15 protein-coding genes are annotated in these 18,212 nt (G+C 46.1%); 10 read left to right on the forward strand and 5 right to left on the reverse strand.

All coding sequences use genetic code 11. The features are described from left to right. Nucleotides 1–154: 154 nt before the first annotated feature. Nucleotides 155–439: a helix-turn-helix domain-containing protein gene (locus J0654_RS01070; RefSeq protein ID WP_207025863.1), complete on the reverse strand. Its 285-nt coding sequence runs from the start codon at nt 437–439 to the stop codon at nt 155–157. Between the two features lie 767 nt (nt 440–1,206). On the opposite strand from J0654_RS01070, the gene J0654_RS01075 reads away from it, so the two are divergent. The 3 genes from J0654_RS01075 (at nt 1,207) to J0654_RS01085 (ending at nt 8,038) form a co-directional block, all read left to right on the forward strand. Next, a complete protein-coding gene (locus J0654_RS01075; RefSeq protein WP_207025870.1) occupies nt 1,207–4,248 on the forward strand; it encodes a SusC/RagA family TonB-linked outer membrane protein in 3,042 nt (1,013 codons plus the stop codon). A gap of 13 nt (nt 4,249–4,261) precedes the next feature. Further along, entirely contained in the window at nt 4,262–5,668 is a 1,407-nt protein-coding gene (locus J0654_RS01080) for a RagB/SusD family nutrient uptake outer membrane protein (RefSeq protein WP_207025871.1), read from the forward strand. Nucleotides 5,669–5,740: 72 nt separating this feature from the next. Beyond that, on the forward strand, nt 5,741–8,038 hold the full coding sequence (locus J0654_RS01085) for a zinc-dependent metalloprotease (RefSeq protein WP_207025872.1): 2,298 nt from the start codon (nt 5,741–5,743) through the stop codon (nt 8,036–8,038). A 134-nt stretch (nt 8,039–8,172) separates the two neighbouring features. On the opposite strand, the gene J0654_RS01090 is transcribed toward J0654_RS01085, so the two are convergent. The 4 genes from J0654_RS01090 to J0654_RS01105 all read right to left on the reverse strand — a co-directional run bounded on the left by J0654_RS01090 (nt 8,173) and on the right by J0654_RS01105 (nt 10,348). Beyond that, complete coding sequence (locus J0654_RS01090; protein ID WP_207025874.1) at nt 8,173–8,409, reverse strand: DUF6520 family protein; 237 nt, start codon at nt 8,407–8,409, stop codon at nt 8,173–8,175. A 61-nt stretch (nt 8,410–8,470) separates the two neighbouring features. Continuing rightward, a complete protein-coding gene (locus tag J0654_RS01095) occupies nt 8,471–8,923 on the reverse strand; it encodes a MauE/DoxX family redox-associated membrane protein (protein ID WP_207025875.1) in 453 nt (150 codons plus the stop codon). Between the two features lie 97 nt (nt 8,924–9,020). Continuing rightward, nucleotides 9,021–9,923, reverse strand: a complete 903-nt coding sequence (locus J0654_RS01100) for a helix-turn-helix domain-containing protein (protein WP_207025876.1) — start codon at nt 9,921–9,923, stop codon at nt 9,021–9,023. A 41-nt stretch (nt 9,924–9,964) separates the two neighbouring features. Further along, nucleotides 9,965–10,348 carry a DUF7793 family protein gene (locus J0654_RS01105; RefSeq protein WP_207025877.1) on the reverse strand — a complete coding sequence of 128 codons (384 nt, stop codon included), beginning with the start codon at nt 10,346–10,348 and terminating at the stop codon, nt 9,965–9,967. Nucleotides 10,349–10,546: 198 nt separating this feature from the next. Between J0654_RS01105 and J0654_RS01110 the strand changes: the two genes are divergently transcribed. The 7 genes from J0654_RS01110 to J0654_RS01140 all read left to right on the forward strand — a co-directional run bounded on the left by J0654_RS01110 (nt 10,547) and on the right by J0654_RS01140 (nt 18,212). Next, a complete protein-coding gene (locus tag J0654_RS01110) occupies nt 10,547–12,952 on the forward strand; it encodes an aminotransferase class I/II-fold pyridoxal phosphate-dependent enzyme (RefSeq protein WP_207025878.1) in 2,406 nt (801 codons plus the stop codon). 12 nt (nt 12,953–12,964) lie between these two features. Further along, a complete protein-coding gene (locus J0654_RS01115; protein ID WP_207025879.1) occupies nt 12,965–13,804 on the forward strand; it encodes an RteC domain-containing protein in 840 nt (279 codons plus the stop codon). Between the two features lie 284 nt (nt 13,805–14,088). Further along, nucleotides 14,089–14,367: a helix-turn-helix domain-containing protein gene (locus J0654_RS01120; protein WP_207025880.1), complete on the forward strand. Its 279-nt coding sequence runs from the start codon at nt 14,089–14,091 to the stop codon at nt 14,365–14,367. Nucleotides 14,368–14,370: 3 nt separating this feature from the next. Beyond that, a complete protein-coding gene (locus tag J0654_RS01125) occupies nt 14,371–14,910 on the forward strand; it encodes a hypothetical protein (RefSeq protein WP_207025881.1) in 540 nt (179 codons plus the stop codon). Continuing rightward, a complete protein-coding gene (locus tag J0654_RS01130) occupies nt 14,907–15,569 on the forward strand; it encodes a P-loop NTPase family protein (RefSeq protein WP_207025882.1) in 663 nt (220 codons plus the stop codon). Before J0654_RS01125 ends, J0654_RS01130 begins: the two co-directional genes overlap by 4 nt. Before the next feature lie 745 nt (nt 15,570–16,314). Continuing rightward, nucleotides 16,315–16,869, forward strand: a complete 555-nt coding sequence (locus tag J0654_RS01135; RefSeq protein ID WP_207025883.1) for an RNA polymerase sigma factor — start codon at nt 16,315–16,317, stop codon at nt 16,867–16,869. A gap of 161 nt (nt 16,870–17,030) precedes the next feature. After that, complete coding sequence (locus tag J0654_RS01140) at nt 17,031–18,212, forward strand: FecR family protein (protein WP_207025884.1); 1,182 nt, start codon at nt 17,031–17,033, stop codon at nt 18,210–18,212.

Raw genomic sequence — 18,212 nt, forward strand, 5'->3', positions numbered from 1 at the left:
AGTTACCTTTCAATGTAAAAGCATAGTTTCTTGTTGTTCAATAAAAACTTGGAGTGATTATGTTAAATATAAGAATTTTCTAGAAAAGGAAAATGTGAATTTCTGTAAGAGACTTAAAGTGGTGAAAGGGCTAACCGAATATTTACTTTAATCCCTAACTGTTTTTGGGTAGAGCGGCTTTGATGTTTTTATATCTTTCTTCTTTTATAGGGTATTCAGGCCAAAAGTCTTTAGGTGAGCACTCCAATGCTATTGCAATTAAATTCAAGTGAATTGTATTGTATTTGGCCTTTTTAGAAGGTGCTTCTATCTGTGAGATAAAACCAATATTTTTTCCAATAGCTAGAGATAATTCTTCTTGCGTCACATCTTTGGCTTCTCGAATTTCTCTAACTCTAGATATTATATAACGTTCTATTTCATCCAGCGATTCGTGCATCCATCAAAGTGAAACAAATTCTCAAAGAATAATTATGTACTATAGTACATATTAAATAATATTGTTATATTCGTCTAGAATTACATATTTTGCGATTCTTCGTATAGACAATATTTGAAGCTTTCGCTTGGAGTCTCAATCTGAAAACTGGTAATTTTTGCAACGAGACAATAAGCAGATGGCTCACGACCCGGGCGTGGGCTCTCTTATCGTTGCACGGTATACCAGTACCTCAGATTGATAAGTTGAGTTTTCACGCCCAACTTGTTTCTTGGCGTTTCTTTCTTTTGTATTTGTTTTTCGAAGTGTCGCTGACCTTATTTTGGTTATGGGAAACATTTGGCAACTTTTTTATGTAGGGTTCACATCGTGTTTTTGTCCTGTATTTGGGACTTCACACTCGGTGTTCGATATCCTGTTCCGTAAAAAGCCCAAGAATCCCATTTAATCTTTGTGGCTATAGTTATGGGATACCCGTTGATCTTTTTTTTTCGGATTCATTTTATCCCTTTGTCCCATAACTGACGAATACACTTTGGGGTATCCGGCCCTACCACATTTTCATAGTCTTTTTCCTTTTTGGAACCCTATTTCCAAGTACTGTTTTTGCTTGGACAGGGTGTCCTATATCTGAACCTAGGCCCATAGGTAAGTTACGACTTTGTCGTGACTTGTGGGTAGTGTCCATAAAAAAACCTCCGGACGGGGTAGTGTTTGTCCAGAGGTGTGATTGAAAAACAAATTAATTAATCAACTAATTCAAAATTATGAAGAAATTATCTATTTATCGGGGCAGATTCAACCTGTTCCTATTGTTTTATTTTTTATTGGCCCCATGGCTTGTGGAGAGCCTTGAAGCGGGTATGGATTTTGGTCCCGCTGATTTCCAGTCCAGAGTGTCCGGCACCGTGACCGATATGGACGGGGAGCCTTTGCCCGGTGTCAACATTGTGGTGGAGTCCAAGGACATTGGTACGATATCAGGTTTGGACGGCTCTTTTTCCATAGAGGCCGCAGCCGATGATATGCTGGTCTTTTCCATGTTGGGCTATACATCCGAAATGGTCGCCGTGGCCGGTAGGGAGGATATCCTGGTACAGATGGAAGAGGATGTGACCGCTTTGGGCGAGGTGGTGCTCAATGCAGGGTACTATACGGTCTCCGAACAGGAGCGTACGGGGAACATTGCCACCATCAAGTCCGAGGTGATGGAAAAGCAGCCCGTGAGCAATCCCTTGGCGGCTATGCAAGGCCATCTGTCGGGAGTGAACATTGTACAAAATTCAGGGGTGCCCGGCGGTGGGTTCTCCGTTGAGATCCGTGGGCGCAATTTTATCAATGGGGAATCCGACCCCTTGTTCATTGTGGACGGGGTGCCCTTCGGTTCCCAATCCCTGGGTTCCTTTGATGTGTCTGGCCAGATTTTTTCAGGGAACATCAGTCCGCTCAATGCCATCAATCCGAATGATATCGAAAGTATCGAGGTGTTGAAGGATGCGGATGCCACGGCCATCTATGGGTCCCGTGGTGCCAATGGCGTGGTGCTGATCACGACCAAAAAGGGCAGGGCCGGTGCGACCCGCTTCGATGCCCATTTGAGCACTTCCTTGAGCCAGGTCTCCCATTACTTGGACCTGTTGAGCACCCCACAGTATCTGGAACTGCGCAGGGAAGGGGTCAACAACGATGGGTTCGGGGCCTTGTTGGAGAATCCCGTGTTCGATGGTTTTTGGCCGGATATCAACCTTTGGGACAATGACCGTTATACGGACTGGCAAAAGGAACTGATCGGAGGGACGGCCTTTCGGAACAACGCACAGTTGTCCGTGTCAGGGGGCAGTGCCCGGACCCAATATCTGGTCAGTGGGACCTATCAACGGGAAACCACGGTGTTCCCGGGCGAGTCACGTTATAAAAAGGCGAACTTCCATAGTAATATAGGTCATCGTTCCAAGGATGACCGTTTTCAACTGGACCTGTCCACCATGTATACCATCGAGGACAACCTCATGCCAAGGGCCGATTTTACCCTTCAGGCCTATACCTTGGCCCCCAATGCCCCGGCCTTGTACGATTCGGAGGGAAATCTCAATTGGGAGAACAATACATGGGACAACCCCTTGGCCTCCCTGGAGGAGGAATATGCGGTAAAGACCAATACCTTGATGGCCAATGCCATGCTCTCCTATAGGATTGTGGACAGGTTGGTGCTAAAGACCAGTCTTGGCTTTACCGATTACCGATTGAGTTCTTATCGGACATTGCCCCATACGGCACGGAACCCGAGTTTTAACCTGACGCCCCAAAGTTATTCGAGCATCACGACCAATACCTCTTTAAGACAGTCTTGGATCGTGGAGCCCCAGTTACAATGGAAGAAGAAATTCGGGGAGTTATCATTGGACTTGCTCATGGGAACCACCTTTCAACAACAGGCCACCGAACAGTTGGTGGTCAGGGGGCGGGGTTTTCCGAACAACCGTTTGATCTATAACCTCAATGCCGCTGAAACGGTCCAAGTACTTAACGATCAGGACAGCGAATATCGGTACAATGCCATCTTTGGAAGGGTCAATCTGAAATTCAAGGATAGGTATATCCTGAACCTTACCGGTAGAAGGGACGGTTCCTCCCGTTTTGGGCCCGGACGTCAGTTCGGCAATTTTGGCGCCGCAGGGCTGGCCTGGATATTTTCCAAGGAGCCCTTGTTCGGTGAAGGTTCCGTGCTCAGTTTTGGGAAACTAAGGGGCAGTTACGGGACCACGGGCAGTGACAATATCGGGGACTACCGGTTCCTGGACACCTATACCGTTGATGGGGAGGATTATGATGGGGTGGCCATCCTAAGGCCCTCGGGGATATTCAATCCCTTGTTCGGATGGGAGGAGAACCGGAAGCTGGAAATGGGCCTGGAACTTGGGTTTTTCAAGGACAGGGTGTTCATCAATGGCTCTTGGTATAGGAACCGCTCCTCCAACCAGTTAATCGGTATTCCCTTGGCTGCAACCACGGGTTTCTCTGAACTTACGGGGAATTTTGATGCCACAGTGGAGAACTCCGGTGTCGAAGTGGATCTGCGTTCGGTCAATGTGAGTACGGACCGTTTCAAATGGTCCACCAGTTTCAATATGGCAGTGCCACGTAGTAAATTGGTCCGTTTTGATGGCTTGGAAACCTCCACCTTTGCCGATCGGTATGTCATTGGAGAACCCTTGACCATCGTCAAACTGTACCATTCCCTTGGGGTGGACCCCGAGACCGGGATGTACCGTTTTGAGGACTACAATGGGGACGGGGAGATCAGCAGTACCGATGACCGTGAATGGGTGGAGGACCTGGCACCCCGTTTATATGGGGGTCTGGGCAACACCCTTACTTGGGGGAACCTGACCCTCGATGTCTTTCTACAGTTCAAAAAGCAGCGGGCCTACAATACCGTTCGCTTCAATGCGACCCCGGGCTATTCCGGAAATGCCAGTGTGGAGCTGTACGATAGGTGGCAGGAGGCAGGGGATATCACATCGTTTCAGCGAGCCTCCGCAGGATTGGTCATTGGTGGGAACAGTGCCGATACCCAGCAACGCAGGAGCAGCGCGGCCGTTTCGGACGCCTCCTTTGTCCGGGTACGGAACATTTCCTTGAACTATAGGGTGCCGAACCTGGACAATGGGCTGGACATCAATGTATACCTGCAGGGACAGAACCTCTTTACGTTGACCGACTATAAGGGGCCTGACCCGGAACAGACCGCCAATACGAGATTGCCACAATTAAGACAATTAACCTTGGGCCTACAAGTGGGCTTTTAAAAAAATGAACGATATGAAAAGATTGAAACACAATACGATGTTGTATAAAGGGCGGACCCTTGGGATTGGGTTGCTATGGCCATTACTTTTTATGGTCTTGGGCTGTTCCGATTTTGTAACGGTTGACCCGCCCAAGAACATCATGGTCTCGGAAACGGTGTTCGAGGACCCGGCCACTGTGGAGGCCGCCTTGGCGAACCTGTACTATGCCATGAGGGAAGAGGGCATGGTCTCCGGTAACCAAGGGTTGACCACCCGCTTGGCCATCTATAGCGATGAACTTGATTATTTTGGCAATGACCTTGATCTGTTGGGACTTTATCAGAATGCCGTCCTGCCCGACAATGGGGAAATCTTGGCCTGGTGGAGCCAAGCCTATGGCGTTATCTATGGTGCCAATGATATCATTATTGGGGTCGATGCGTCCACTGGCTTGGACCAAGGGGAGAAGGATAGGTTCATCGGACAGGCCCTGTTTGTCCGTGGCTTTATGCACAGTCTCTTGGTGTCCCTCTTTGGGGATGTGCCCTATGTCACCACCACGGACTATACCGTAAACAATGAGGTGTCACGAATGCCGGAATCTGAGGTTTACGGGCGTATCATCGATGATCTTTTGATGGCCGAATCCTTATTGGAGAACTCGGAGGTGGAGAACGGAGAACGGACCTTTGTGGACCGCTATGTGGTCAAGGCGCTGCTGTCACGTATGTACCGACATACCGAGGAGTGGGATCGGGCGGCCAACTTGGCCACGGAGCTGATCTCCTCATTTGGTCTGGAAGATGATCTGGAGGGGGTGTTTCTCAAGGCATCCACTGAAACGATATGGCAATTGAAGCCAGGGGAAGAGCCAAGGAACACCCAGGAGGCCAACCAATTGATCATTTTCACGGTTCCCGGCCAGACCTATGCCATGAGCGAAGGATTGTTGTCGGCATTCGAGGACGGTGATGGACGCCGGGAGGCCTGGGTCGAAAGTATTTCGGATGCGGAAAACACCCTTACCTTCCATTATCCATACAAGTACAGGGCCAGTTTCAGTGAGACGGAATCCTTGGAATATTCCATCCAGTTCCGGTTGGCAGAATTCTATTTGATCCGAGCGGAGGCCAGGGCCCGTTTAGGCGACATTCCCGGTGCACAACAGGATCTCAATGCCATTCGGAACCGGGCGGGACTTGCCGATACCATGGCATCCACGGAGTCGGAGCTATTGGGGGCAATACTGAGGGAACGACGTGCGGAACTTTTTGCCGAACAGGGGCACCGATGGTTCGATTTGGTGTTGATGGACAGGGTGGATGAAGTGCTGGGGGCTTTAAAACCCAATTGGCAAACCACCGATATGCTGCTGCCGATCCCGGAGAGCGAATTGGAAGCCAATCCCAATCTGTTGCCACAGAACCCAGGCTATTAAAATTATTGATATGCCCCTTGGGTGAACCAGATGTCAGTGGTTCAGCTAGGGGGGCACTATAAAAACAGAACAATGAAGTATATATTGATTTGTGCGATGTGGGTCCTGTCATTGATGGGAACTAAGGCGGCAACCGATGATGGGGTACAATCCCATAATGGAGGAATGGGACCGGATGCTTTTTTGAAGGCATCTCTGGTGGATGGCCAATTGTTGATGGATCTTCCCGAATCCATGTTGGGCGAACCCTTCCTTTGGACGAGAACGGAGGCCAGGTACCAATATGGGACCAAACAGGTGACTTTTAATCGATATGGGGACGAGATTTATTTGGAGGAGCATCGGGTCTGGTCCGAGGCGGGTATCTGGATACCCTTGCGAAGTGACCCTACCTTGGAAAAAGTAGTCCTGGCGGTATTTCCTATGGGTGAGGACAGGGAAGCTGTGTATCGCTTGGATGTGACCGAGCTTTTTTGGGGTGATGGGATGGGGTGGGCCCATGTTCCGGATACGCCCAAAATCCCTTCCTTGACCAAAGTGGTGGATACCCGATACCTAAAGGACGAACTCATGGTCAAGGTCCAATGGGGCCTTTTGAAGAATGGGTCCAAAACGGTCCAGGATGTGTATTACAGCTTTATGCCGTTGCCCCGACCTATGGATCCCAGAAGATTTGATTATCGCATGGGATATTGGTTAGAGGAAAAAGGTGTGGTCCGTAATGGTACTAAAAATGATATAGGGAACGTGATCAAGTGGCGTTTGGAAAAGAAGCATGCGGACCGGAAGGTCAGTGTGCCCATCAAGCCTATTGTCTTTTTACTCTCCCCTGATATCCCAAAGCAATGGCGTCCGTATATCAAGGCGGGAATCGAGGAGTGGTTGCCCGCATTTGAGGCTGCAGGCTTCAAGGATGCCATTCGTGTCATGGAAACGGATAGCCTGGACGAATGGAGCGCCCATAGTTTGGGGAGTTCCGTAGTGCGGTGGACCGGTAACAAGAATATCAGGACCTTCGAAGAGCGGCGCGGAGGGGCAACTGTTGCTACGGTCATCGATCTAAGGTCCGGTGAGCTGATAAAATCGGACATCCTGATGGGAAGCCATTATACCCGATATATGGATGAATATTTTATCCGATGTGCGGCATTGGATTCCCGTGCTCGGACCTATCCTTTCCCTGATGAACTGTTGGGGGAGTTGATCCAGTCAGTGACGGCCCATGAGACCGGGCATGCCCTTGGTATGAAAGATGCCCATTATGGGGAATACAGTTATCCTGTGGAAAAAGTGGGCAATATCCCTTGGTTGCGCAAGATGGGTCATACTCCCAGTATTATGACCTATGCCAGGCACAATAACTTGGCCCAACCCAGGGACAGTGTGCCCCCCTCCTTGTTGATGCAGCAGGTGGGCCCCATGGACAGCTATAGTATCCGATGGGCGTATATGGAATTTCCGAAGGAGATGTCCCTTGGGGCAAGGGCCGATAGTCTGGAACAGCTCATCCGTTTACAGGAAACCGTTCCCTGGTACCGCTACAACCGTGTTCAGGGTGAGATTATTGGCCCTGGGTCGACCAATGAAGTAGTTGAGACCAATGACCCGGTCAAGGCAGCCAGGCTGGCCTTGGAGAACATGGAACGCAATATGGGCCTACTGCCACTGGTGAACCGTGGGCAAAAGGACAATGTACGGTTGGAACGGATCTACAGGGAGATGTTGGAACTGTGGTATGACACCATGGGGAACGTCCTTTCCTTGGTCGGGGGATATGAGATTTTCTATCAGGCCTTGGACCGTCCTGGTCGCATGTATACACCGATATCGGTGGAGTCACAAGAAGAGGCCATGGATTTTTTGACGGATCAGGCCTTTGATCCACCGTATTGGTTGGCACGGCCGGACTTTGGTACCGATATTAGGTATTCCACCTATCCCGATCGCTTATTGAGCTATCAACAATATTTGGTATTGAAGCTCTTGAACCATAAACGGATGATGCGGTTGGAACATATGGAGGCCTATGAAGGGTACGAAGGTATCTTGAAGACATCCCTGGAACAGCTGCAACGGGGCCTTTTCAAAGAACTCTGGGAGGGTCAGGATATTCCGAGCCCTGGGAAACAGGAGCTTCAATTGACCTATCTGGACTGGTTGGTGAAGGCGATAGGGCAGGAACGACAGGAATATGAGGCCGATAAAAAAGCATATAGCTATAGTGATTACACCAAGGGGATCATGATGGGGCGGTTGATTGCGTTGAAAGCGGTTCTGGAGAAAAGGTTTCGAAAGGTCGAAGGTTCGGAAGCTGAAGGCCATTGGACCAGGTGCTTGGTCAAATTGGATAAGCTGTTGGAAGAGAAATAGCTATGGTATCCGGTCTTGATCAAGGGCTGGATGCCAACTAAATAACTGCGAAATAGGTTTTCGTTAGTATTTTTGAATTAGCAATAAAGGTGTCCCTTGGGACACCTTTATATGTAAAAAGGAAAGACGATTTCCTATTCGCGCTCGTACAGAGGCATCGTAAGGTTGATGTCCTTGTACACGAAATAGGTGCCTTCCTTACATTGGATAATTCCCTCATCCAAACAATCCGTCTGGACGGGCACGGGACCGGAAGGGGTCGCTGCATACCCTTGTTGGGGCAAGTTGTCCTTCTCGGTGGCAAAGGCGAGGCCCACTGCCATGATGATGGCGAAGGCCGGAAAAACGATTTTTAAAAAACTTGTTTTCATGATATTACGTATTATGAATTAATGCCTACTCTATTCCACAGTTTTTCGGCTTCCCCTGGCACTACGTAGTATGTTTGTCCAAAATCTTGTTCCGGTATTGTTTGGTGTTCAGTATGATGGCGATGAGGGACATGGCCATAAAGCAAGCATTCAGCAGGATATGGTGCCTCCACCCAAGTGCCGATAACACTCCCCCACAGGAGCAGGGGACTGAGTCGCTGGTCTGCAGCACAAGGATGATATAGCCCGTGAAGATGCCTAATAGGATAAGGCTTGCGTACATTCCTGCCAATCGATACTTCGGAATCAACAGTAGGCCTGCGATCACCAGTTCCGTAAAAGGTATCAGCCAAGCGATCCAATGGGCAATCGGGGGTAGTTGTGGCATGCGCTCCAACCGTAATTGGAAGATTTCCAAATGCATGAGTTTACTGGATGCCGTGTAGATGAATAGGATGCCCAATAAAAAGGCAGTAAGGGTGATAAAGGATGTATATGGCGATTTTCTTGACATATCTTTTGTATTGATATGACAAAGTTCAGGGGTTGGAATTATTTCTTAGGGATAAAAAATTGCTTAATAGGGATTTAATGGGTTTTTATGGGGGGGGTTATTTGCGCAGGCTACTGGGAGGCCTTCCGTATTTTTCCTTGAAGGCCCTGGAGAAATGGGGGATGCTCTTGAACCCGGTCATATGGGCGATTGTCTTTAGGGAAAGACTGGTGTGCAGGGTGAGGGTCTTGGCCTTCCGGAGTCGTTCTTGGGTCAGAAACTTAAAAATGGTGGTTCCGTAAAGCTGTTTGAAGCCATATTTCAATTTAAACTCATTGGTGCCCATCTGGAGTGCCAGGTCCTTGAGTTTTGGGAGGTCCCGGTCGAGGTTGTTAAGGATCATATCATGGACTTCCCGAATCATCCGAATGTCTTTTTGACTGAGTCTAACTTTTGGGGATTTGGCACCTTTACTGATTTTGAGCGCATGCTTCCATAAGCCTTTTCCAATGGGTTCACCTTTGGAAAACAATACCGTGTCCATTAGGATCTTTTGGTCGTTCCCATCCAATGATCGAAATGTGGAGACATGGAAATCCTTGGAGATGATAAGACCTTCCGGAGTGATGAATTCCAGGGGCATGATGGTATCCGTAAAATCCTTTTTTAGGAGTTTGGGGAGTTTGTTGTGCCATGATTTTTGGGTGTTGGCCGTCATGATCTCCGAAACATTTTGCCCGATAAGGTCCTTGGGGAGTTGGGACAACAAGGAACAGCTTTTGTTGTTGGCCATCTCAATGGTTCCATTGGCATCGAGAAGCAGGGACATTTGTATGAGGTATCTCGGGCTGTCCTGGGCCGTGGCAAATCCTTGGTGCACAAAGGAGGCCCGGATTTCCTCGTTCACCATATTGAGCATGACGATTAGGGAGGCCATGTTATCATTCTTGGCACCTGGATCCAAACTATAGAAAAAATTACCTCGAGCCATTTCCAACAACATCTGTTGGATTCTTTTCATACTGAAATCATCTTGGTTGGGCATCTTCTTCTAGTTAAGGGTTATTGTTGTTTTGTTTGTTCCGTGAGAAAAGCCATGGCCTGGTCTTTATTCGTAAAGGAGGCCGTGGGGAAGGGGAGGAGATGGGTCCCGAGATAAAAGGAACTGATGACATCCGTGACGGGAGGGTCGATCAAAAAGGCCAGTGCCGTGACCAAGAGTGAGCCCTCCACCGCTAAATAGTCCCTGGCCGGCTTGTTGACCATACGTACCTGCTGGATATCGCAGAGCACGGGCATGGACCTGCCTTCTTGGATCATCATTCGGTCCCTTACAATGACCTGGGCCGCTTCAAGATCAATGATAGGTCCTTTTTTATAGATGATGTGTAAAAGATCGTCGGTCAACAAATACACGGCGTATTTGTTTTCATGGGATGTATTCATAATGCAAAAACTGGTAATGGTAATGAATTTACAAAAATATTGGTATCTGTTTTGTGGAATCACCTTGATACCCAGTCAATAAAGGCTTTTAATTATCCCAAAAGGACTATTACTTATCTGAAACGGAGTGTTTAATTAGTGTATAATTGAAATTCCTACAAATGCCATTACATTTTATGACAATTCAAATCAAACCATATGGCAAAGATCAAACACCATAACTTTCTGAACACCGTACACGAGGTGTTCACGGATGCCAAAAATGCCGGTGTCCTTCACTTATATGCCGATGGGGATTCCTTTTCGGGAAGGACCATTATTGTAAATGAAAGGGAATTGTTCCATTTTGGGACCACGGGCTATCTGGGATTGGAACAGGACCCTAGACTGAAGCGGGCCGCCATGGATGCCATTGAGAAATATGGTACCCAGTTCCCACTTTCCAAATCCTATCTTTCAAATCCATTGTACGAGGAACTGGAGCATAAGATCGAGAAGATGTACGGACATTCGATCGTGATCACAAAGAACAGCACGCTTGGACATATGGGCATGATCCCAAGTGCGGTCAACGATGATGATGTGATCGTGCTGGACCATCAGGTGCACTGGAGTGTCCAGAATGCGTCAAAAATGCTCAAGACACGGAGTGTTCCCATAGAGATGATCCGACACAACCAGTTGGACATGTTGGAAGAAAAGATCAAGAAATATCGCGAATCGAAACGCTTTATCTGGTATATGGCCGATGGTATTTATTCCATGTACGGGGATTATGCCCCAGTACAGGAACTGATGACCCTTGCCAAGCAATATCCACAATTACGATTGTATTTTGACGATGTGCACGGGATGAGCTGGACAGGCAGGAACGGAACGGGCTATGTACTGGATCAACTGGGGGAACTGACCGAAAATATACTGTTGTTCGGGACCTTGAGCAAGACCTTTGGTGCCAGTGGTGCGGTACTGGCCTGTTCCGACTCCAATCTCTATGACAAGATAAAGACCTTCGGCGGCCCGCTTACCTTTTCGGCACAATTGGAACCGGCCTCTGTAGCAGCTGCCCTTGCTTCTGCCAAGATTCATTTGTCACCGGAAATATATGTACTGCAAGCGGACCTGAAAAAACGGATAGCGTATTTCAATGAATGCCTTTCCGATACCCAACTCCCATTGATCGACCGTAATGAATCCCCGGTATTCTATATCGGTACGGGCATGCCCAAGACCGGGTACAATTTTGTGAACCGTTTGATGCGGGAGGGCTACTATGTCAACTTGGGTATCTTTCCAGCGGTGCCGGTGAAAAACACGGGGGTGCGAATCACCGTTTCCAGGCATAATGAATTCGAGGAGATTAAAGGTCTGGTCGAGGCCATGGCCCATCATTTTCCCAAGGCCCTGGAGGAGACAGGGACCCATATGGAACGGGTCTTCCATGCTTTTAAGCTTCAAGCCCCGGTGAAGGAAAGGCCACTGCGGTCCCAAGGGCTCCTAATAGCTATCGTGGAATCCATCAATGAGGTGGACCGAGGGGAATGGGACCATTATTTGGGAGGCCAAGGGGTATATGATTGGCAGGGGCTCCGATTTCTTGAAAGCGTATTTCAGCACCAAGACAAAAAAGAAAACCATTGGAAGTTTCGATATGTCACCATTCGCGATGCGGACGGAGCTCCCGTATTGATGACCTTTCTGACCCTTGCTCTTTGGAAGGACGATATGTTGGCCACTCCCGAGGTCTCGGCCAGGCTCGAGGAAGAACGAGGGCTCCATCCCTATTATATGTCCTCCTCAGTGCTTTCGATGGGCTGTCTGTTTACGGAAGGTGATCACCTATATTGGGATAAGGACCATACACTGTCGCAGCAGGCCTTGGATTGTTTTTTGGAACAGCTGGAATTCCTGGAACATGACCTCGGGGCCAAGATGACCGTTCTGCGGGATTTCCCCAAGGATGCCGCATGGCACACAACACTGTATGGACAGGGGTTCTTGCGCTTGCGCATGCCGGGTTCCTGTACCCTAGATCTGACCAATGTGCCCTCGATGGATGATTTCATAGGGCAGCTGTCATCCAGGAACCGGCGTCATTTGCGCAAGGATATCCAACCCTTTTTGGAGTTGACCGAACACAGGGTTGTTTCCCAAGTGGATGGGAAATTGTTGTCGCAGTTTAAAAAACGTTTTGAGGCAGTACGGTCCAGGAATTTGGGACTTAACACCTTTTCGTTTCCAGATTCCCTGTTCGAACATATGAACCGTAGTCCGCTATGGGAATTCATTGTACTCTCACCCTTGGGCGAACCTAAAAGCGTTATGGGCGTCATGTTTTGCTATACCAATACGGATAAGGTCTATGTGCCTGCATTCGTGGGCATGGATTATAAGGTACTGGAAGTGTTTGCTCCATACCGTCAACTTTTATATCGTACCATTGAGCGTGCCATTTCCCTTGGAATGCGTAAGATAGATTTTGGCATGACCGCTTCCTTTGAAAAGAAAAAACTGGGGGCCCTAGTGCATGAAAAATATGCCTACCTCCAGATTACGGATAATTATATCCTGGAGTTGCTCGGGGTCATGGAAGGCCAGGATTAATGGATGGATGCCATGAAATACCAAAAGCTGTTATCGGAATTTGAGGGACAACTGGATGCCTTGGAAAGCGGAAATGGGGATATCCTTTTCAAGGCGGAAAAGGGTATCGTTCTGGTCGAAAAGTGTATCCGGAAACTTCAAAAACAGATTACGGGAAAGCCCTTTGCCAGCCAGGCCGATGAGATTTATTTTTTCAAGCACGTCAAGCCCCAAATATTCAGTAAGCTCATTTATTACGTCAAATTGTTCAATATTGAAAGCAAGAGGCCCCGAGGCAACGATACGGCGCAGATCAAATACCTACAGCACCAGATCAATAAGTTCCAGACCTTCTTTAACGATAACCTCGAGTTTTACAACTACTACCGTCGTGGAGCCATGTCCCTGGACGAGCAATATTTTGTACGAGGGAACAGGGACCTCCGTTTGCCCCTGGAATCCTTCCATTTTTTGATCGATGATCAGTTCTCGACCTGTCAGGATGGAACGGTAGCGACCATCATGGCCTATGACATGCTCATCGTCTATTTGAGAAAGGAAGTGGACGATCTACAACACAGTTTGGAACCCCAAAAGAACGCACCTATGGAAAAACCTTCAAAATTATTCTGGACCGGTAGCAAGACCGACCTGATCGAACTGCTCTATGGGCTGCATGCCAGCAGTTCCATTAATAGCGGAACGGTCGATATCAAGGAATTGGCCTCCCATTTTGAACATTTTTACAATATTGATCTGGGCAATTATTACCATACCTTCATTGAGATACGTTCACGGAAGACTAGTAAGACCCGTTTTCTCGACAAGTTGATCGAACTGCTCAACCAGCGCATGGATGCCCTGGATGAGTGAGTTTTTGGTTTCCCCAAGTCGGTACCGACTTGGGGATTTTGTAGGGAAGGGATCCTGTACCGTCGTTCACTTGTCTTTTCATGGATTTTATGAGTCCCCAACACTTCATATCAGTACAATCGACCTTAAAACTTATGTTGAAAAATCTTTCCCTAGGTGGGACCCAACTCTAGACGTTTATCCAATATGCTTTTTGAGATTTGTAGGTGAAAGTCAAATCAGTGGAGGGACCACCAAATTAAATGAACTTGATGCGGTGGTCCTTTCTTTTAAATTCAAATCATATGGGAGCAACCATCATCACCACGGAAGACCTTATGGAGTTCAAAATGGAACTACTGGAAGATATCAAGGAACTATTGGAGAACCAAAACGGACAATTGAACAAGAGATGGATGAAATCCAACGAGGTACGTGAGCTCTTGGGCATATCCCCGGGAACACTTCAAAACCTTAGGGTCAACGGTACTTTGCCCTTTACACGGATAGGGGGAGTATTGTACTATGATCATGGGGAGATCATGGAAATCCTTGAAAGGAACAAGGTCCATAACCATCTGTAAGTTTTGGGCGATATCAATTATATCAAACACCTGAACGGGGTCTTTGGACAGTTTGTCAAGGACGGCCGATTGAACCCTACCCATATCAGTCTCTATGTGGCCCTTTTCCAATTATGGAACAACAGTTTTTTCAAGGATAGCTTTTATATCAATAGGGCAGAAGTGATGGGATATGCCAAAATAGGCTCCAAGTCCACTTATCACCGTTGTATCAAAGAGCTCAGCCATTGGGGCTATATCCGATATGAGCCCTCACACAATCCGTTCAAAGGGAGCCGGATCAAGTTGTTCGATTTTGGGACAAGCAGTGGACAAGTACCGTACCCAAGCCATACCAAAATCGGGACAAGCACTGGACAAGCACTGGTACCTATAATAAAACATATACAAACCGGGAAAAACAATACAAACCCTTTAAAACCGGAAAATTTTAAAAAATCAAGTTGTGAGGCCTTTGAAAAAAAGGAAAAACGGTATGGCACTGTTCCAAATGGGGACAACCTTCGAACAACCAAGGACAAGGATTACGATCAACCACTTTGAACTATCGAGCCCCACATATCATTACGGAGGGTACGGTCCAATATGAACTGGGATCGCTTAAGGGGCGTGAAATCCATTATGATTTCGAGAAGATGTTGGTATATCTTGAGGCCAAGGGAAAATTGTTGTTTGGGAAAAAGTTCAAGATCTACCATGAGGACCGGGACATCATTTACCGATTGTGCCTATACACAATCAGGGACAGGAAGCGCTGTGAACAGCTGGGCATCGATACGGAAAAAGGGATTTTGCTTTCGGGTCCCGTAGGTTGTGGAAAGACAAGTTTGATGAAATTGCTGAAATGTATGGTCCCGCACCAAAGACCCTATGCTGTCATCCCGTGCAGAAATATTGTGTTCGGATTTAATCATTTGGGGTACAAGGTCATTCACGATTATGGGGATGCCCAGTTCTATTGTTTTGATGATCTTGGCGTAGAACCCGATGGGGTGCATTTCGGACAGGAGTGCAATGTGATGGGGGAGGTGCTGTTGTCGCGTTACGAGCTCTTTATGGATTCTAAAAGGAAAACACATGCCACTACCAATTTAAATGCCCAGGAATTGGAGGAACGCTACGGGAACAGGGTGCGTTCACGTATGAGGGAATTGTTCAATTTGATAGCATTCCATAAAGGGAGCAGGGATAAAAGACTGTAACTTCAAGATTGGGCCGGAAATGGTTTTTATAATCCCCGGACCTTTTGAATTTTTCATGATATTTTTTGCATCTGTAATTAAGTCATTTGTAGCAGCCCGATTGGAAAATTGAATGTGATGGAATTATAGATTAGTTCATTGAACCAGAGATCAACTGAGATAATGATGACCCAAGTTACCATATTAGGCATGGGAATGAAAAAATGGAAAAGAAGGTATCTAAAGTTTAAGATCTAGGGGATGCAGTACGCTCTGTTTGTCAAAAGGTATCTTTTACTGAATCCAAGCTTGGGAAAGAGGTTTTCCTTTGATTCACCTAATATAATGCAAGGTTTCAATAAAATACACATGCCCTAAATGCAACTGTTCGAATGTTTGAAGGCTATGGCTAAATTGTATTGCACTTCAACAATCAAATCCCAAAGAAATGTAAGGTGGAAAAAAACAGATGGAATGAAAATTTATTTGGAAAGACATAAGGTTTAAATATTTTTTTATAATTTGTTAACGTTTTTTGGTATTATTTCAATTGGTTTTTTATTCCATCAAGGGAATAAAACGACTTTCCTTTATAGAAGTAATTGGTTTTAAGATTATTTCTTACAAATTGGCACTTTTTCGTTTAGGACGAAAACTGTTCCGCGGTATATCATCGGAACTGTTGTAAGTTTAAGAATGAAGATATTTGGCTTATTGACAGAGTAAACCTAATGTTGATGGCCACATACTTAAAAGAAGGGCGAAAATGGACCAGAAAAGCTTTGATAATGAAACTTACCTCATTGAGCAGTTGAAAAAAGGCTCCAAGGATGCTTATGGTCATCTATTTAAGTTGTACCATAGGGAACTTTGTAATTATATGACCGCAATTTCCGGAAATCCACGGGTTGCTGAAGATATTGCCCAACAAACCTTTATCAAGATATGGGACAATAGAAGAAAACTGTTCGTATCGAAGAACAAGTTAAAAAGGTATTTGTTCAAAGTTGCCTATAACTTATTCATTGATTCCCAAAGAAAAAGGAAGAAGGAGTTCCAATTGCTTGAAAACCTTAAACAGGAAGCTTACCTGGACATTGCAGAAGCCGATACTTCCCTATTTGAAGAGCGACTCAGAAAAGTGGAGAAGGAAATTGATAATCTCCCGGAAAAATGCAAAAAGGTCTTTATCATGAATAAAAAGGAAGGACTTAAATACAAGGAGATATCGGAACAACTTCACATTTCAATTAAAACCGTAGAGGTACATATGGCTAAAGCCATGAAGCGCCTTAGAGCCCAATTAACATCTTTTCTATAATACTTTTCGGTAACAAACGATACCTGTTCCCAATTATTGACCAATTCAATAAAACGTTGTTTAAAAAACGTTTCTATCAATTTAAATGTTAAAAAAATAATTCTTTGTAAGGGTTTTTTGAAAATCCTCCGTCTCTTTTAAAAAGTGACAATATTTTTCAAATGACCAAAATTGATATCAGAAGAATAATTACCAGGTATATCAACCAAGAAGCTTCACAAGAAGAATTGGGCATTTTATACGAATGGGTAAAAAAAGAGGACAACAAGGAAGTGTTCAAAAAGTTGGTTCAAGCTGATTTTTTGGTCAATTATGAAGATAAATCGTGGAAAACCGAAGAGGCTTTTGAAAGTTTCTTGTATACCATCAAGGAAAAGGAGGCTGTAAAAGTAAGGCCGCTGTACAATATAGAACAGGTTTGGAAATATGCCGCTATCATTATGGTGGTCATCGGTTCATCATTATATTTTTCACTGAACCAAAATCCTTTTGGGGACATTTCGGTAAAGGTGAACCCAAAGCATATCACCCTTCAATTGGAAAATGGTGAGATACTGACCATTGATCCAGAATCCGATGCCACTTTTCGGTCCAGAAACGGAAATACGATCGTTTCCCTTAAAGAAGGTGTTCTTACCCAAGAAGATGCCCAAGCTGAAAAAGGAAAAGTGAGGAGGAATACCATTAGTGTACCTTTTGGTAAAACGCTTTCCGTTACACTGCAGGATGGTTCGGTGGTAATGCTGAACTCTGGCTCAAGCATGACCTATCCTTCGAGCTTTGCTTTTATGGATACCCGGGAGGTGGTACTAAATGGGGAGGCCTTTTTCGAAATCACCAAAAATCCGGAAAAACCTTTTATCGTAAAGACACAAGCAATGTATACCCAAGTTTTTGGAACTGTATTCAATGTGTCCGCTTATGAGGAAGATGGTCCTGGCCAAGTTGTGTTGGTGGAAGGTTCCGTGGGGGTTGGGGAATCCAATGATGCATTGAACTCCAAAGATCTTCAAATGTTAAAACCCTATCAGAAGGCAACTCATGTTCAAGGGGATGATGTGAATTTCATTGTCGAAGATGTGGATGTTTCATCATATATCTCATGGACCAAGGGAATTTTGGCCTTTGAAAATGAATCCATGGGACAAATCATTAAAAGGTTGCAGCGTCAATATGATATAGCTATTGTGAATCAGTTTGAAGAATTGGAGCAACGAAGGTTTACGGGAATGTTCGATGAAGAGAGTATTGATAATGTCCTTAGAACCATACAGGCGCACACAAATTTTAGTTATGAGATAGAAGGAAATACGATAACAATTAAAAAAAACAGTAAACAATAG

This window comes from Flagellimonas profundi, from assembly GCF_017313275.1.
Lineage (GTDB): Bacteria > Bacteroidota > Bacteroidia > Flavobacteriales > Flavobacteriaceae > Flagellimonas > Flagellimonas profundi.

Excerpts from the sequence above, each read along its gene's own strand:
- J0654_RS01115 (WP_207025879.1), top strand. The coding sequence starts at position 12,965 with ATGAAATACCAAAAGCTGTTATCGGAATTTGAGGGACAACTGGATGCC.
- J0654_RS01120 (WP_207025880.1), top strand. The coding sequence starts at position 14,089 with ATGGGAGCAACCATCATCACCACGGAAGACCTTATGGAGTTCAAAATG.
- J0654_RS01085 (WP_207025872.1), top strand. The coding sequence starts at position 5,741 with ATGAAGTATATATTGATTTGTGCGATGTGGGTCCTGTCATTGATGGGA.
- J0654_RS01135 (WP_207025883.1), top strand. The coding sequence starts at position 16,315 with ATGGACCAGAAAAGCTTTGATAATGAAACTTACCTCATTGAGCAGTTG.
- J0654_RS01090 (WP_207025874.1), bottom strand. The coding sequence starts at position 8,409 with ATGAAAACAAGTTTTTTAAAAATCGTTTTTCCGGCCTTCGCCATCATC.
- J0654_RS01080 (WP_207025871.1), top strand. The coding sequence starts at position 4,262 with ATGAAAAGATTGAAACACAATACGATGTTGTATAAAGGGCGGACCCTT.
- J0654_RS01075 (WP_207025870.1), top strand. The coding sequence starts at position 1,207 with ATGAAGAAATTATCTATTTATCGGGGCAGATTCAACCTGTTCCTATTG.
- J0654_RS01070 (WP_207025863.1), bottom strand. The coding sequence starts at position 439 with ATGCACGAATCGCTGGATGAAATAGAACGTTATATAATATCTAGAGTT.
- J0654_RS01100 (WP_207025876.1), bottom strand. The coding sequence starts at position 9,923 with ATGAAAAGAATCCAACAGATGTTGTTGGAAATGGCTCGAGGTAATTTT.
- J0654_RS01110 (WP_207025878.1), top strand. The coding sequence starts at position 10,547 with ATGGCAAAGATCAAACACCATAACTTTCTGAACACCGTACACGAGGTG.
- J0654_RS01140 (WP_207025884.1), top strand. The coding sequence starts at position 17,031 with ATGACCAAAATTGATATCAGAAGAATAATTACCAGGTATATCAACCAA.
- J0654_RS01105 (WP_207025877.1), bottom strand. The coding sequence starts at position 10,348 with ATGAATACATCCCATGAAAACAAATACGCCGTGTATTTGTTGACCGAC.
- J0654_RS01095 (WP_207025875.1), bottom strand. The coding sequence starts at position 8,923 with ATGTCAAGAAAATCGCCATATACATCCTTTATCACCCTTACTGCCTTT.